Here is a 16,752-nt window from a genome sequence, read left to right on the forward strand (position 1 = left end):
CCTGTGGGAGCGAGCTTGCTCGCGATGACGATGTCAGCGGCTCAAATACATCCGGGTAGTAAGGAGATATACGGGCAGCCCCGACACCAATATCAACAACGCCGCATAAGGCGCCGCCGCCGCAAACTCCACATTCGCGGTATGCGCCCAGACTTCCGTCGCCAGCGTATTGAGCCCGGTCGGACTCAGCAGCAGCGTCGCCGTCAATTCCTTCATCGCATCCAGAAACACCAGCGCAAACGCCGCACCCAATGCGGGGAAGATGATCGGCAACGTCACCCGGCAAAACGCACTGAAGGACGACGCTCCCAGCGTGCGTGCAGCCTCTTCCAGTTGCGGCGCAGCCTTGTTCAGTGCCGTACGAATCGGCGCCTGAGCCAGCGGCAGAAACAACAGCGCATAAGCGATCAGCAACAATGCCGAAGTCTGGTACAGCGCCGGCACATAGTGCAGGGCGAAATACACCAGCGTCAGTGCGATCACCAGTCCTGGCAGCGCATGCAGCAGATACGGCAAGCGCTCGGCCCAGATCGCCAATTGGCCCTTGTGACGCACCACCAGCAATCCCACCGGCACTGCCAGCACCAGGCACAGCGCAGCGCCGCCCAGCGACAACGCCAGGGAGGAGAGCAGCGCCTCGCCGATCGCCGCCGCCGGGAATGCTGCCGACGAACCCACTGCCAGCCAGTACGCAAGCATCCCGAGCGGAATACCGCTGCCGATGATCGCCAACGTCAGGCAGTAAAGTTGTCCGGCAGCAGCCCAAGGCCCCAGCCGAACCTGTTCCGCATGCCGGGCCGCGCCCTGACCGGTACGCACGTGTCGGCCCTTGCCGCGTACACGCAGTTCCAGCCACAGCAGTATCAGGCACAGCGCCAGCAACACCGCGGAAAGCATCGCAGCATTCGCGTTACTGAATTCCAGTTCGAACTGTTGATAGATCGCGGTGGTAAAGGTTTGCAGTCCAATGATCGACAGTGCACCGAATTCCACCAGCATGTGCAGCGCGATCAGCAGCGAACCGGCGAGCAGTGATGGCCAGAGCAGCGGCAGAGTGATTCTGAAAAACACGCCCCAGCGATTCTGCCCCAGTGTGCGGGCGGACTCTTCGAGGGAGGGATCAAGATTGCGCAGGGTCGCCGCGACCGGCAGAAAGATCAGCGGATACTTGGACAGGGTCATCACCAGAATCGCCCCGCCCAAGCCTTCGAAATGTGCGCTCAGCGAGACCCAGGTAAAGCTGCTGACAAATGCCGGTACCGCGAACGGCAGGCACAGAATCACGCCCCACAAGCGCCGCCCCGGCAAGTTGCTGCGCTCAAGCAGCCAAGCCAGCGACAGGCCGATCACGCCACAGGCGAGCGTCACACCGACCATCAACGCCAGGGTGTTGCGCAGCAGGCCAAACACATAAGGGCGCCACAACAAATGCAGCGCCTCAGCCCAGCCGGCCTGCCAAGTCTTGAGCCCGACATACGCCAGCGGCAACAGGCTGAGCACCACCAGCAGCAAAACCGGTAGCAACAGCCAGATCGATGGCCGCTTGCGCCGTGGCACATAACCCCCGCGCGCGACGGGGGCGGATAACGATGCGCTCATCAGTTCAAGCCAACGTCACGTTCCAGGTCCAGGGCTTCCTCGGCATTGCCGAGATCGGCTGGCGTAACCTTCGGTGCTTCGAGCTCGCTGAACGGCTTGAGCCCACGATCCGATTCCATGCCTTTGTGCAGCGGGTATTCGGCGGTGGTCTGGGTGATCACGCGCTGACCTTCTTCGCTGGCCATGTAGGCGAGAAATTGCTGGGCTTCTTTTGGATGCTTGCTGGATTTCAGCACGGCCGCACTGGAAACAGTGATCAGCCCGCCGACGTCGCCGCCGGTGAAATAATGCAGTTTCGAATCGAGCTGGCCTTTTTCACGCTGCAAGGCGAACCAGTAATAGTTGTTCACCAGCACGGTGGCGACTTCGCCGTTTTCCACCGCCTTCAGAGCAACCATGTTGTTGCTGTAGGTCTTGCCGAAAGCACGCAAACCGGTCAGCCATTCTTCGGCCGCGTCCATGCCGTGCACTTTGATGATCGCCACGGCTTGTTCCTGGAAGGCGCCGCTGGTGGGCACGAAGCCGACCTTGCCTTGCCATTTCGGATCGGAAAATTCCATCACCGACTTCGGCAGGTCTTTTTCATCGATCAGTTTCGGGTTGAAGGCGACCACGCGGACCCGGGCGGTGACACCGATCCAGGTGCCGTTGCCGGCGACGTAATCTTTCGGCAGAACGGCCAGGGTGGCGGCATCGGTCTGTGCGAGCAGGCCTTGGTCGCCGAGTTTGTTCAGTGGTGGTGATTCTTCGGTGTAGATCACGTCGGCAGGGGAGCGATCGCCTTCTTCGACGACCTGGCTGGCGAGCTGGTTGCTGCTGCCTTTGCGCACATTAACGTGAATCCCGGTCTTGGCTTCGAAGGCTTTGGCGATGGCGTCGCCGACTTCTTTGTGTTGACCGTTATAGAGTGTCAGGGAAACCGGTTCGGCGGCTTGGGTGAGGGGAGTGGCGAGTGCCAGGCCGAGCAGGGTTATGGTCAGGCCGCGGCGCAGGGTATTTCGAAACATCATTCGCAAGGTTCCTCACTGTCGCATTGCAAAAACTTGAAACAATGATAAACGATATTGTTTCTCAAGTGCGCCTTGCAGGGCTGACGGGGATTTGCTAGAGCAGTTCGCTGTAACTTTTCAAACCCCGGAAACGCAAAAACCCGCTTTCGCGGGTTTTTGTGAAATTTCAGATCGACTCTGAAATTTGAATTGGTGCCCAGAAGAAGACTCGAACTTCCACGACCTTGCGGTCACCAGCACCTGAAGCTGGCGTGTCTACCAATTTCACCATCTGGGCATAATCTTCAGCGTTGCCGCTGTTGATGTGGCGCACTATACGGAGAGCTTTTTGATCTGTAAACCCCTGATTTAGTTTTAATAAATCAGGAGCTTAGAATGCAAAAAACCCGCTTTCGCGGGTTTTTGTGTGAGCCTTGAAATTGATCTAATCTCAAGCTCGAAATTGGTGCCCAGAAGAAGACTCGAACTTCCACGACCTTGCGGTCACCAGCACCTGAAGCTGGCGTGTCTACCAATTTCACCATCTGGGCATTATCGGCAATGCGTCTGCGTCGTCGATGGCGCGCACTATACGGAGCGTCTTTTTAACTGTAAACCCCTGAGGTCGAAAAAACCTGGAAAATTTTACCAGTGGCATTTAATTCAGCTTCGCGGTGTCGATAAAGGGCTTTAGATGGGCTCTCATAGCTTGAAATTTCCCGTTTCATTACGCCTATGCCAAACTAACCCGCATATAGACAAGGTGAAAACTCTCTAATGGCCGATTGGCAGTCCCTCGATCCCGAGGCCGCTCGTGAAGCGGAAAAATATGAAAACCCTATTCCTAGCCGCGAACTGATCCTTCAGCACCTTGCTGATCGGGGTTCGCCTGCTAACCGCGAGCAGCTGGTCGAAGAGTTTGGTCTGACTACAGAAGACCAGATCGAAGCCCTGCGCCGCCGCCTGCGTGCCATGGAGCGCGACGCTCAACTCATCTATACCCGTCGCGGCACCTATGCGCCGGTGGACAAGCTCGACCTGATCCTGGGCCGCATCAGCGGTCACCGTGACGGCTTTGGCTTCCTGGTTCCGGACGACGGCAGTGACGACCTGTTCATGAGCCCTGCGCAAATGCGTCTGGTGTTCGATGGCGACCGTGCGCTGGCCCGTGTTGCCGGCCTCGACCGTCGCGGTCGCCGCGAAGGCATGATCGTCGAAGTGGTCTCCCGTGCCCATGAGACCATCGTTGGCCGTTACTTCGAAGAGGGCGGTATTGGTTTCGTCGTTGCGGACAATCCGAAGATCCAGCAAGAAGTGCTGGTCACGCCGGGCCGTAACGCCAACGCCCAGATCGGTCAGTTCGTCGAAGTGAAGATCACTCACTGGCCGACGCCACGCTTCCAGCCGCAAGGCGACGTGGTTGAAGTCGTGGGCAACTACATGGCGCCGGGCATGGAAATCGACGTTGCCCTGCGCACGTACGACATTCCTCACGTCTGGCCTGAGGCTGTGCTGAAAGAAGCCGCCAAGCTCAAGCCGGAAGTCGAAGAGAAAGACAAAGAGAAGCGCATCGACCTGCGCCATCTGCCGTTCGTCACCATCGACGGCGAAGATGCGCGCGACTTCGATGATGCGGTCTACTGCGAAGCCAAGCCGGGCAAACTGCGCCTGTTCTCCGGCGGCTGGAAGTTGTACGTGGCGATCGCCGACGTTTCCAGCTACGTGAAAATCGGTTCGGCTCTGGACAATGAATCCCAGGTCCGCGGCAACTCGGTGTACTTCCCCGAGCGCGTCGTGCCGATGCTGCCTGAGCAACTGTCCAACGGCCTGTGCTCGCTGAATCCGCACGTCGATCGTCTGGCCATGGTTTGCGAGATGACCATCTCCAAATCCGGCGAAATGACCGACTACTGCTTCTACGAAGCGGTGATTCACTCCCACGCTCGCCTGACCTACAACAAAGTCAGCGCGATGCTGGAAACGCCGAAACTCACCGAGGCGCGTCAGCTCCGTGGCGAGTACAACGACGTTCTGCCACACCTCAAGCAGCTTTACGCACTGTACAAAGTGCTGCTGGCCGCTCGTCACGTGCGTGGCGCGATCGATTTCGAAACGCAGGAAACCCGGATCATCTTCGGGACCGAGCGCAAGATTGCCGAAATCCGTCCAACCGTTCGTAACGACGCCCACAAGCTGATCGAGGAATGCATGCTGGCGGCCAACGTGGCCACCGCCGAATTCCTGAAAAAACACGAAATCCCTGCGCTGTACCGCGTCCACGATGGCCCGCCACCGGAGCGTCTGGAAAAACTGCGCGCCTTCCTTGGCGAGCTCGGCCTGTCCCTGCACAAAGGCAAGGACGGCCCGTCGCCGAAGGACTACCAGGCATTGCTGGCGAGCATCAAGGACCGTCCGGATTTCCATCTGATCCAGACCGTCATGCTGCGTTCGTTGAGTCAGGCGGTGTATAGCGCTGATAACCAGGGCCACTTCGGCCTGAATTACGAAGCCTATACCCACTTCACCTCGCCGATCCGCCGCTACCCGGACTTGCTCACGCACCGGGCGATTCGCAGCGTCATCCATTCGAAAATGGACACCCCGCACGTTCGCCGTGCTGGCGCGATGATCATTCCGAAAGCGCGCATCTATCCGTACGACGAAGCGATTCTGGAGCAGCTCGGCGAGCAGTGCTCGATGAGCGAGCGCCGTGCCGACGAAGCGACCCGCGACGTTGTGAACTGGCTCAAGTGCGAGTTCATGAAAGACCGTGTGGGCGAGTCGTTCCCGGGTGTGATCACTGCCGTGACCGGTTTTGGTCTGTTCGTAGAACTGACCGATATCTACGTCGAAGGCCTGGTGCACGTCACCGCGCTGCCGGGCGATTACTACCACTTCGATCCTGTGCACCACCGCCTGGCCGGTGAGCGTACCGGTCGCAGCTTCCGTCTTGGCGATACCGTTGAAGTGCGGGTCATGCGCGTCGACCTTGACGAGCGCAAGATCGACTTCGAGATGGCTGAAAAAACCATCAGCGCGCCGATTGGTCGCAAGAAGCGCGGAACTGAAACCGCTGCACCCGCTACCAAAACGGCTGCAGAGCCGGCCCCGGCGAAAACCGGTCGTCGTCCTGCCACGGAAAAAGCCGTAGAAGCCTATCGCCCGAGCGATGCCGCGGCGAAAAATGCTGAATTGCGCAAAAGCCGCGAAATGAAGCAGGCGTTGCTGTCTGAAGCGAAAAGCGGCGGTAAAGCGGCGTCTGGGGGAAAGACCGGACGGTCGGCGCCTGACAAGGCTCCCGGCGGCAAGCCAGCCAAACCGAGCAAACACCGTAAAGGCCCGCCGAAAGCGGGTTCTGCTCCGGCCGCCAAAAGCGGCGGGGCGCGTAAACCGAAGGCCAAGTCATGAGTCAGTTGGAAAAGATCTACGGCGTGCACGCTGTAGAAGCGTTGCTGCGTCACCACCCAAAACGCGTCAAGCAGATCTGGCTGGCTGAAGGCCGCAGCGATCCGCGGGTTCAGACGCTGATCGCGTTGGCAGCCGAAAATCGCGTCGCCGTCGGCAACGCTGAGCGTCGTGAACTCGACGCCTGGGTTGATGGCGTGCACCAGGGCGTGGTGGCGGACGTGAGTCCGAGCCAGGTCTGGGGCGAGGCAATGCTCGACGAACTGCTCGATCGATCCGAAGGTGCACCGCTGTTGCTGGTGCTCGACGGCGTGACCGACCCGCACAACCTCGGCGCTTGCCTGCGTTCGGCCGATGCGGCCGGTGCGTTGGCGGTGATCGTGCCGAAAGACAAGTCAGCCACGTTGACTCCGACGGTGCGAAAAGTCGCTTGTGGCGCGGCGGAAGTGATTCCGTTGGTTGCGGTGACCAACCTGGCGCGCACGCTTGAGAAACTCAAGCAGCGCGGCTTGTGGGTCGTCGGTACGGCGGGCGAGGCTGAGCAGAGTCTGTATCAGCAAGACATGACCGGCCCGACCATCCTGATCATGGGTGCGGAAGGCAGCGGCATGCGTCGCCTGACTCGCGATCTTTGCGATTATCTGGTGCACCTGCCGATGACTGGTAGCGTCAGCAGCCTCAACGTGTCTGTGGCGACTGGCGTTTGCCTGTTCGAGGCTCAGCGCCAGCGTAGCGTCAAAGCCGCCGGAACCGCCAAGAAGTCCTAAGCCAGTTGTAATCCCTGTGGGAGCGAGCTTGCTCGCGATAGCGGAGTAACATTCAGCATCAATGCCGAATGTTATGCCCTCATCGCGAGCAAGCTCGCTCCCACAGTAGTTTGTGGTGAGGCAAAAAATGGTGGGTGAACGAACTGTTCAAATAATCACCAATTGCCTTGCACCTCTTCTGTCCCTTCTCTACAATTGCGCCCCTTGCTGTGACGGCAGGCACGCATGTGTCTATCGCAAGCAAGTCCATAAGTGTCATTCACTCCTTGTCTGACCGCTTTTGAGCGGCAGGCTACAACCCGTAAGGAGCATTCATGCGTCATTACGAAATCATCTTTTTGGTCCACCCGGATCAAAGCGAGCAAGTCGGCGGCATGGTAGAGCGTTACACCAAGCTGATCGAAGAAGACGGCGGCAAAATCCACCGTCTGGAAGATTGGGGCCGTCGTCAACTGGCCTACGCAATCAACAATGTTCACAAGGCTCACTACGTGATGCTGAACGTTGAGTGCACTGGCAAGGCCCTGGCCGAGCTGGAAGACAACTTCCGCTACAACGATGCAGTGATCCGTAACCTGGTCATCCGTCGCGAAGAAGCCGTTACCGGCCAATCCGAGATGCTCAAGGCTGAAGAAAACCGCAGTGAGCGCCGTGAGCGTCGCGACCGTCCTGAGCACGAAGGCGCTGAAAGCGCTGATAGTGATGACAGCGACAACAGCGATAACGCTGACGAGTAATCCACGGACCTTTTGAGGAGCCTATTACATGGCACGTTTCTTCCGTCGTCGTAAATTCTGCCGCTTCACCGCTGAAGACGTGAAAGAGATCGATTACAAAGATCTCAACACTCTGAAAGCTTATGTATCCGAGACCGGCAAAATCGTTCCAAGCCGTATCACCGGTACCAAAGCACGTTATCAGCGTCAGCTGGCCACCGCTATCAAGCGCGCCCGCTTCCTGGCCCTGCTGGCCTACACCGACAGCCACGGCCGCTGAGACCGGGCAGTCGACACGTAGCAAAGGATTGAAAGCATGCGTGCCATAGCTGAGTTCATCATGCGCGGCCGTATGCAGGCCACTCTCGTAGTGGCCGGATGCGCAATATTGCCGTTGTTGTATTGGTTGGGTGCTGCCGCTGGTTGCCTTGTGCTCCTGCGGCGCGGATTGAAGGACGCCCTGGGCGTTCTTGCTCTGGGACTGCTGCCGGCGTTGATCTGGTGGCTTTACTCCGATGACCCACGGGCACTTCTGGTGCTGCTGGGGGCTTGGAGCCTTGCGTTGGTTTTACGCGCAAGCGAATCCTGGAACCGCGTGCTGCTGGTCAGCATAGCGATGGGAGTGGTGTTTTCAGTGGTGCTGGGGACGGCTTTTGGTCCCCAAATCGAGATGCTGGCGCAGGCTTTGATAAAAGTCATGCCGTCGCTACTCGGTGATGTCTACCAGAAGTTGTCGGTAGACGAGCAAGCGCATTTTGCGTCCCTGATTGCACCGGTCCTGACCGGCCTGATTGCGGCCTTGTTGCAAATCGTCAGTGTGCTGAGCCTGCTTGTCGGGCGCTACTGGCAGGCGTTGTTGTACAACCCGGGTGGTTTTGGTCGCGAGTTTCGCGCCATCCGATTCCCGCTGGGGCTGGCGATGTTACTGCTGGCGTTCATGCTTCTGGGACCGAACATCGGTCCGCAGATGGCCATGTTGACGCCGTTGTGCAGTGTACCGCTGGTGTTCGCCGGGCTGGCCCTGATTCACGGGCTGGTGGCGCAAAAGCGACTGGCCAGGTTCTGGCTGGTGGGGTTGTACGTCACGCTGTTGCTGTTCATGCAGCTGATCTATCCGTTGCTGGTGGTCTTGGCCATCGTCGACAGCCTGATTGATTTTCGCGGTCGTTCGACGCCGAAAGACGTCGATAGCGCGAACGGTGAAGGTTAAAAGTTAAGAGGATTTTCACATGCAACTGATCCTTCTGGAAAAAGTCACCAACCTGGGCAACCTGGGTGACAAAGTGAACGTTAAGGCTGGTTACGGTCGTAACTACCTGCTGCCTTACGGCAAAGCTACCGCTGCGACCGCTGCCAACCTGGCTGCGTTCGAAGAGCGTCGCGCTGAGCTGGAAAAAGCCGCAGCAGATCGTAAAATTTCGGCTGAAAGCCGCGCTGCCCAACTGGCTGAGCTGGAAGTGACTATCACTGCCACCGCTGGCGACGAAGGCAAGCTGTTCGGTTCGATCGGTACTCACGACATCGCTGATGCACTGACCGCCTCTGGCGTTGAAGTTGCAAAAAGCGAAGTTCGTCTGCCGAACGGCACTATCCGCAACGTAGGCGAATTCGACGTAGCCGTGCACCTGCACGCCGAAGTTGAAGCCACCGTACGCGTTGTCGTGGTAGCAGCTTAAGCAGCACTTGTCGGCTGGCACCCTCGGGTGCTTGCCGGTAACATCGGGCACGATCCTGTTTACAGGTCGTGCCCTTTGTCTTTCTGCAGTTCCTGATTTTCACAACTATTCAAGTGGCCATGAACGATATCTCCGCTCCCGAGCAATACGATCTGCAAACCGCTGCCCTGAAGGTGCCGCCGCATTCCATCGAGGCCGAACAGGCCGTGCTCGGTGGTTTGATGCTGGACAACAACGCCTGGGAACGCGTGTTGGATCAGGTGTCGGACGGCGATTTCTATCGACATGACCACCGTTTGATCTTCCGCGCGATCGCCAAGCTCGCCGACCAGAACTCGCCGATTGACGTCGTGACCCTTGCCGAGCAATTGGACAAGGAAGGTCAGACCTCGCAAGTCGGCGGCCTCGGATACCTTGGCGAACTGGCAAAAAACACGCCGTCCGTCGCCAACATCAAGGCTTATGCCCAGATCGTCCGTGCACGGGCGACGTTGCGACAATTGATCGGCATCGCCACCGAAATCGCCGACAGCGCCTTCAACCCGGAAGGCCGCTCGGCTGAAGAGATTCTCGACGAAGCCGAACGCCAAATCTTCCAGATCGCCGAGGCCCGGCCAAAAACCGGCGGCCCGGTGAGCGTGAATGACCTGTTGACCAAGGCCATCGACCGTATCGACACCTTGTTCAACACCGATAACGCCATTACCGGCCTGTCCACCGGTTACACCGACCTCGACGGTATGACCAGCGGCCTGCAACCGTCTGACCTGATCATCGTCGCCGGCCGTCCATCCATGGGTAAAACCACCTTTGCGATGAACCTGGTGGAAAACGCCGTGCTGCGCAGCGACAAATGCGTATTGGTCTACTCGCTGGAGATGCCAGGCGAATCGCTGATCATGCGTATGTTGTCGTCCCTCGGCCGTATCGACCAGACCAAGGTCCGTGCCGGTCGCCTGGAAGACGACGATTGGCCGCGCCTGACATCGGCGGTCAATTTGCTCAACGATCGCAAGCTGTTCATTGACGATACGGCCGGTATCAGCCCATCGGAAATGCGCGCACGGACCCGGCGTCTGGTGCGTGAACACGGCGATATCGCCCTGATCATGATCGACTACCTGCAATTGATGCAGATCCCGGGTTCTGGCGGTGACAACCGGACCAACGAGATTTCCGAGATCTCTCGTTCCTTGAAAGCCCTGGCCAAGGAATTCAACTGCCCGGTAGTGGCGTTGTCCCAGCTCAACCGCTCCCTGGAGCAGCGACCGAACAAACGCCCGATCAACTCCGACCTCCGGGAATCCGGAGCGATCGAGCAGGATGCCGACGTGATCATGTTCGTGTACCGGGACGAGGTGTATCACCCGGAAACCGAACACAAAGGCATCGCCGAGATCATCATCGGCAAGCAGCGGAACGGCCCGATCGGTACGTCACGACTAGCGTTCATCGGCAAGTACACCCGTTTCGAAAACCTGGCGCCGGGCAGCTACAACTTCGACGACGAGTAAGTTGCCGAGGGTTTCAATTTCCGACCATAGCCGTCGGAATTGGTTATTTTTTGTGCTATATTCCGCGCCCGCGATTTTTCATCTCAACACCGGTCATCGTCATGCAAACAGCCAAGCCGTTATTTGACTATCCCAAGTACTGGGCCGAATGTTTCGGTCCCGCGCCATTCCTGCCGATGAGCAGGGAGGAGATGGATCAGCTTGGCTGGGATTCATGCGACATCATCATCGTCACCGGTGATGCGTACGTTGACCATCCGTCGTTCGGCATGGCAATCATCGGCCGGCTGCTGGAGTCGCAAGGCTTCCGCGTCGGGATCATTGCCCAGCCAAACTGGCAGTCCAAAGACGACTTCATGAAGCTCGGCGAGCCGAACCTGTTCTTCGGCGTCGCGGCCGGCAACATGGACTCGATGATCAACCGCTACACCGCCGACAAGAAAATCCGCTCCGATGACGCCTACACTCCCGGCGGCATGGCGGGCAAACGTCCGGACCGCGCGAGCCTGGTTTACAGCCAGCGCTGCAAGGAAGCCTACAAGAACGTGCCGATCGTTCTCGGTGGCATCGAAGCTTCCCTGCGCCGCATCGCCCACTACGATTACTGGCAGGACCGGGTTCGCAACTCGATCCTGATCGACGCCTGCGCCGACATCCTGCTCTACGGCAACGCCGAGCGTGCGATCGTCGAAGTCGCCCAGCGTCTGTCCTACGGTCACAAGATCGAAGACATCACCGACGTGCGCGGTACCGCGTTCATTCGTCGCGACACGCCGAAAGACTGGTACGAAGTCGATTCCACGCGCATCGACCGTCCGGGCAAGATCGACAAGATCATCAACCCGTACGTGAATACCCAGGACACCCAGGCTTGCGCTATTGAGCAGGAAAAGGGTCCGGTTGAAGACCCGAGCGAAGCCAAGGTCGTGCAGATCCTGGCCAGTCCGAAGATGACTCGCGACAAGACCGTGATTCGTCTGCCCTCGGTTGAGAAAGTCCGCGGTGACGCGGTTCTTTATGCTCACGCCAACCGCGTGCTTCACCTGGAAACCAACCCGGGCAACGCCCGTGCGCTGGTGCAGAAGCACGGCGAAGTCGACGTCTGGTTCAACCCGCCTCCGATTCCGATGACCACCGAAGAAATGGACTACGTGTTCGGCATGCCCTATGCGCGCATTCCGCACCCGGCGTACGGCAAGGAAAAGATCCCTGCCTACGACATGATCCGCTTCTCGGTGAACATCATGCGTGGCTGCTTCGGCGGCTGCACCTTCTGCTCGATCACCGAGCACGAAGGCCGGATCATCCAGAACCGTTCCGAAGAGTCGATCATTCGTGAAATCGAAGAGATCCGCGACAAGGTCCCCGGCTTCACCGGCGTCATTTCCGACCTCGGCGGCCCGACCGCGAACATGTACCGCATCGCCTGCAAGACCCCGGAAATCGAATCCGCGTGCCGCAAGCCTTCGTGCGTGTTCCCGGGCATTTGCCCGAACCTGAACACCGATCACTCGTCGCTGATTCAGCTGTACCGCAGCGCCCGTGCCTTGCCGGGTGTGAAGAAGATCCTGATCGCTTCCGGTCTGCGCTACGACCTCGCGGTCGAGTCGCCGGAGTACGTCAAAGAGCTGGTGACCCACCACGTCGGTGGTTACCTGAAGATCGCCCCGGAACACACCGAGGAAGGTCCGCTCAATCAGATGATGAAACCGGGCATCGGCAGCTATGACAAGTTCAAGCGCATGTTCGAGAAGTACTCCAAGGAAGCCGGGAAAGAGCAGTACCTGATTCCGTACTTCATCGCCGCTCACCCGGGCACCACCGACGAAGACATGATGAACCTGGCCTTGTGGCTCAAGGGCAACGGCTTCCGTGCCGACCAGGTGCAAGCGTTCTACCCGTCGCCGATGGCCACTGCCACCGCGATGTACCACTCGGGCAAGAACCCGCTGCGTAAGGTCACTTACAAGAGTGACGCCGTGACCATCGTCAAGAGCGAAGAGCAGCGTCGTCTGCACAAGGCGTTCTTGCGTTATCACGACCCGAAAGGCTGGCCGATGCTGCGTGAGGCGCTGACCCGCATGGGCCGCGCCGACCTGATCGGGCCGGGCAAGAACCAGTTGATCCCGCTGCACCAGCCGGCGACCGACAGCTACCAGAGCGCCCGTCGCAAGAACTCGACTCCGGCCGGCAGCCATAAAGTGGCCGGGGAAAAGACCACCAAGATCCTGACCCAGCACACCGGTCTGCCACCGCGCGCCAGTGATGGCGGCAACCCGTGGGACAAGCGCGAACAGGCCAAGGCAGCGGCGTTCGCCCGCAACCAGCAGGCGGCCAAGGATCGCAAGGACGCGGCCAAAGGCAAGGGCCCGAAGCCTGCGCGTAAGCCGGTTGTACCGCGCTAAACGCTGACCGCTGATAACAGAACGCCAACCTTCGGGTTGGCGTTTTTTTTGTCTGCCGATCGTTCCCATGCTCTGCGTGGGAATGCCTCTAGGGACGCTCCGCGTCCAGTGACGCAGCGTCACGGGCTGCATTCCCACGCGGGAGTGTGGGAACGATCATTGGAACGCCACAATTATGTGCAAACGTCCCAATGCAAAATCTCCCATCGCCCGATTTTGGTGCTGTACTGCCTCAAGCAACCGGAGAAAGCGCCAGCGCCGCTGGATGGCATAAGTCTTGCGCGCTTTCGATAACGCTTAAGGCTCGCAGGAGGCACGCCGTGTCGATTCATGTCGCATTGCACCACGTCACGCATTACCGCTACGACCGCGCCGTCGAGCTCGGTCCGCAGATCGTTCGCCTGCGCCCGGCTGCCCACAGTCGCACGCGGATTTTGTCCTATGCGCTGAAAGTCTCGCCCGAGCAGCACTTCATCAACTGGCAGCAGGACCCCCAGGGCAATTACCTGGCGCGGTTGGTGTTTCCGGAGAAAACCGATGAGCTGCGGATCGAAGTCGATCTGCTGGCGGAGATGGCGGTCTTCAATCCGTTCGACTTCTTCCTTGAGCCCTACGCGGAAAAGATCCCGTTCGCCTACGCCGCGGATGAGCGCAAGGAGCTGGCGCCGTACCTGGAAACCTTGCCCCTGACGCCGAAGTTCAAGGCCTATCTGGATGGCATCGACCGTACCCCGCTGCCCAGTGTGGATTTCCTCGTCGCACTCAATCAGCGCCTGAGCGAAGACATTGGCTACCTGATTCGCATGGAGCCGGGCGTGCAAACGCCCGAACACACTCTGGAACATGCCTCCGGTTCTTGCCGCGACTCTGCGTGGTTGCTGGTGCAATTGCTGCGCAACCTCGGTCTGGCGGCGCGTTTCGTCTCCGGCTACCTGATTCAACTGACCGCCGACGTCAAAAGCCTCGACGGCCCGTCGGGCACTGACGTGGACTTCACCGATCTGCACGCCTGGTGCGAGGTCTATTTGCCCGGTGCCGGCTGGATCGGCCTGGACGCGACGTCAGGGCTGTTTGCCGGTGAAGGACACATTCCGTTGGCCTGCAGCCCCGATCCGGGCTCTGCGGCACCGATCAGTGGCTTGGTTGAACCGTGCGAGTGCGAATTCACCCACGAAATGTCCGTGGAGCGGATTTGGGAAGCGCCACGGGTAACGAAGCCCTACACCGAAGAGCAATGGCTGGCGATCCAGGCGTTGGGTCGGCAGATCGATGCCGACCTGCTGGAGGGCGATGTACGCCTGACCATGGGCGGCGAACCGACTTTTGTTTCCATCGACGACCCGGACGGTGCCGAGTGGAACACGGCGGCACTGGGGCCAGACAAGCGGCGTCTGTCCGCCGAATTGTTCCAGCGCATGCGCAAACACTACGCGCCCAAAGGCCTGGTGCATTTCGGTCAGGGCAAGTGGTACCCCGGCGAGCAATTGCCGCGCTGGTCGCTGAACTGCTACTGGCGCCGCGACGATGTGCCGATCTGGCACAACAGCGCGCTGATTGCCGATGAGCAGGAAGACTACGGTGCCAATGGCGAGCTGGCCGGACGCTTTCTAGCCAGCGTCGCCGAACGCCTGAAAATTCCGACACGCTTTGTATTTCCGGCCTACGAAGACAATTTCTATTACCTCTGGCGCGAAGGCACTTTGCCGCAGAACGTCAGCGCCGAAGACTCGCGTCTTGAAGAGCCTCTGGAGCGTGCGCGCCTGCGTAAAGTCTTCAGCCAGGGTCTGGACAAAGTCATCGGTCAGGTCCTGCCGCTGGCGCGCACCGCCAAGGGCGATCAGTGGCAAAGCGGCCGCTGGTATCTGCGCGATGAGCATTGCCGACTGGTGCCAGGGGATTCGCCGCTGGGCTATCGCTTGCCGCTCGGCTCGCAGCCTTGGGTGAAAGCGGCGGAGTACCCGTTCATTCATCCGGTGGACCCGAATCAGGATTTCCCTGCACTGCCCGACACGGCACAACTTCAGAGCCAAGGCGCTGCTGCCGTTGCTGAAGAGCGTGAGCCGAAGATCGACGAATCCGCCGACTGGCTGACCCGCACGGCGTTCTGCGCCGAAGCGCGAGAAGGGCGGTTGTACCTGTTCATGCCGCCGCTGGAGCGGGTCGAGGATTATCTGGAACTGGTCAGTGCCATCGAAGCCACCGCCGAGGAATTGCATTGCCCGGTATTGCTGGAAGGCTATGAGCCGCCGAGCGATCCGCGCCTGAGCAATTTCCGCATCACGCCCGATCCGGGTGTGATCGAGGTCAACGTGCAGCCGTCCTCCACGTGGGATGAATTGGTTGAGCGCACCGAGTTCCTTTACGAAGAGGCACGCCAGACCCGATTGACCACCGAGAAATTCATGATCGACGGCCGGCACACCGGCACCGGCGGCGGTAACCATTTCGTACTGGGTGGCGCGACGCCGGCTGACTCGCCGTTTCTACGCCGTCCGGATTTGCTGCGCAGCCTGATCAGCTATTGGCATAACCACCCGTCCTTGTCCTACCTGTTTTCCGGATTGTTCATCGGCCCGACGTCTCAGGCGCCACGGGTCGACGAAGCACGCAACGATGCCTTGTATGAACTGGAAATCGCCTTCGCCCAGATGCCTGAGCCGGGTGAGGAGTGCGCGCCTTGGCTAGTGGATCGACTGCTGCGCAACTTGCTGATCGACGTGACCGGCAACACTCACCGTGCCGAATTTTGCATCGACAAACTGTATTCACCGGACGGTGCTACCGGTCGCCTTGGATTGCTCGAATTGCGAGCCTTCGAAATGCCGCCCCATGCGCGCATGAGTCTGGCGCAGCAGTTGTTGCTGCGGGCCCTGGTGGCTCGATTCTGGCGCGAGCCTTATGCGCCGCCAAAACTGGCGCGCTGGGGCACTGAGCTGCACGATCGGTTCCTGTTGCCGCACTTTATCGAGCAGGACTTCGCCGACGTCATCGTCGACCTCAATGCCGCCGGTTATCCCGTGCGCGCCGAGTGGTTTGCGGCGCATCTGGAATTTCGTTTTCCCAAGGTCGGTGATTACGCCGTCAGCGGCATAGAGCTGCAATTGCGCCAGGCGCTGGAGCCCTGGCATGTGCTGGGCGAGGAGGGCGCAGTCGGCGGCACGGTACGTTATGTGGATTCGTCGCTGGAACGCTTGCAGGTCAAACTCACGGGCTTGGCGCCGCAGCGTTATCTGCTGACGTGCAACGGCATCCCGGTGCCATTGCAACCCACCGGGCGGGTCGGCGAGTTTGTCGCTGGCGTGCGTTTCCGCGCCTGGCAACCGGCCAACTGCCTGCAGCCGACCATCCCGGTCCACGCGCCGTTGGTGTTCGACCTGCTCGACACCTGGATGCAGCGTTCGCTGGGTGGCTGTCAGTACCACGTCGCCCACCCGGGTGGGCGCAACTACGACAGCTTGCCGGTGAACGCCAATGAGGCAGAGAGCCGGCGCATGGCGCGTTTTTTCCGCATCGGACATACGCCAGGGAAACTTCCTATACCCAATATGGAAATTAACGACGAGCTACCGATGACTCTCGATTTACGACGTTTCTAAACCGTACGCGACGCTCGGATTTTTCGTATATCCGGGCGTCATGAGCCTGCGTTAGTCTGACCGTTCTTTGCTGTCTGCCGAGCTT

11 protein-coding genes and 2 tRNA genes are annotated in these 16,752 nt (G+C 59.5%); 9 read left to right on the plus strand and 4 right to left on the minus strand.

Annotated elements, in window-relative coordinates:
• Nucleotides 1-33: 33 nt before the first annotated feature.
• From ACMXYI_RS09540 to ACMXYI_RS09555, 4 genes are all read right to left on the minus strand, one after another.
• A complete protein-coding gene (locus tag ACMXYI_RS09540) occupies nucleotides 34-1,599 on the minus strand; it encodes an ABC transporter permease (RefSeq protein ID WP_415773030.1) in 1,566 nt (521 codons plus the stop codon).
• Nucleotides 1,599-2,609: an extracellular solute-binding protein gene (locus tag ACMXYI_RS09545; protein WP_415773031.1), complete on the minus strand. Its 1,011-nt coding sequence runs from the start codon at nucleotides 2,607-2,609 to the stop codon at nucleotides 1,599-1,601. Before ACMXYI_RS09545 ends, ACMXYI_RS09540 begins: the two co-directional genes overlap by 1 nt.
• A 190-nt stretch (nucleotides 2,610-2,799) precedes the next feature.
• Nucleotides 2,800-2,886: transfer RNA gene (locus ACMXYI_RS09550), tRNA-Leu, on the minus strand.
• 166 nt (nucleotides 2,887-3,052) lie between these two features.
• Nucleotides 3,053-3,139: transfer RNA gene (locus ACMXYI_RS09555), tRNA-Leu, on the minus strand.
• A gap of 226 nt (nucleotides 3,140-3,365) precedes the next feature.
• On the opposite strand from ACMXYI_RS09555, the gene rnr reads away from it, so the two are divergent.
• The 9 genes from rnr (at nucleotide 3,366) to ACMXYI_RS09600 (ending at nucleotide 16,667) form a co-directional block, all read left to right on the plus strand.
• Entirely contained in the window at nucleotides 3,366-5,996 is a 2,631-nt protein-coding gene (rnr, locus tag ACMXYI_RS09560; protein ID WP_415773032.1) for a ribonuclease R, read from the plus strand.
• A complete protein-coding gene (gene rlmB / locus ACMXYI_RS09565; RefSeq protein ID WP_415773033.1) occupies nucleotides 5,993-6,760 on the plus strand; it encodes a 23S rRNA (guanosine(2251)-2'-O)-methyltransferase RlmB in 768 nt (255 codons plus the stop codon). The genes rnr and rlmB overlap by 4 nt, the downstream gene beginning before the upstream one ends.
• Nucleotides 6,761-7,074: 314 nt before the next feature.
• Complete coding sequence (gene rpsF, locus ACMXYI_RS09570) at nucleotides 7,075-7,497, plus strand: 30S ribosomal protein S6 (RefSeq protein WP_003217491.1); 423 nt, start codon at nucleotides 7,075-7,077, stop codon at nucleotides 7,495-7,497.
• Nucleotides 7,498-7,525: 28 nt separating this feature from the next.
• The gene (rpsR, locus tag ACMXYI_RS09575) at nucleotides 7,526-7,756 is read left to right on the plus strand and encodes a 30S ribosomal protein S18 (RefSeq protein ID WP_002551829.1); all 231 of its coding nucleotides are present in this window, start codon (nucleotides 7,526-7,528) and stop codon (nucleotides 7,754-7,756) included.
• A 36-nt stretch (nucleotides 7,757-7,792) separates the two neighbouring features.
• Nucleotides 7,793-8,686: a hypothetical protein gene (locus ACMXYI_RS09580; RefSeq protein ID WP_415773034.1), complete on the plus strand. Its 894-nt coding sequence runs from the start codon at nucleotides 7,793-7,795 to the stop codon at nucleotides 8,684-8,686.
• A gap of 19 nt (nucleotides 8,687-8,705) precedes the next feature.
• Nucleotides 8,706-9,152 carry a 50S ribosomal protein L9 gene (gene rplI, locus ACMXYI_RS09585; protein ID WP_033055552.1) on the plus strand — a complete coding sequence of 149 codons (447 nt, stop codon included), beginning with the start codon at nucleotides 8,706-8,708 and terminating at the stop codon, nucleotides 9,150-9,152.
• Nucleotides 9,153-9,271: 119 nt separating this feature from the next.
• Nucleotides 9,272-10,666, plus strand: a complete 1,395-nt coding sequence (gene dnaB, locus ACMXYI_RS09590; protein WP_033055553.1) for a replicative DNA helicase — start codon at nucleotides 9,272-9,274, stop codon at nucleotides 10,664-10,666.
• A gap of 101 nt (nucleotides 10,667-10,767) precedes the next feature.
• A complete protein-coding gene (locus tag ACMXYI_RS09595; protein ID WP_415773035.1) occupies nucleotides 10,768-13,071 on the plus strand; it encodes a YgiQ family radical SAM protein in 2,304 nt (767 codons plus the stop codon).
• A gap of 320 nt (nucleotides 13,072-13,391) precedes the next feature.
• Nucleotides 13,392-16,667, plus strand: coding sequence for a DUF2126 domain-containing protein (locus ACMXYI_RS09600; RefSeq protein WP_415773036.1), 3,276 nt, complete (start codon nucleotides 13,392-13,394; stop codon nucleotides 16,665-16,667).
• Nucleotides 16,668-16,752: the final 85 nt, after the last annotated feature.

The organism is Pseudomonas lyxosi (assembly GCF_047758685.1).
GTDB classification, from domain to species: Bacteria; Pseudomonadota; Gammaproteobacteria; order Pseudomonadales; family Pseudomonadaceae; genus Aquipseudomonas; species Aquipseudomonas lyxosi.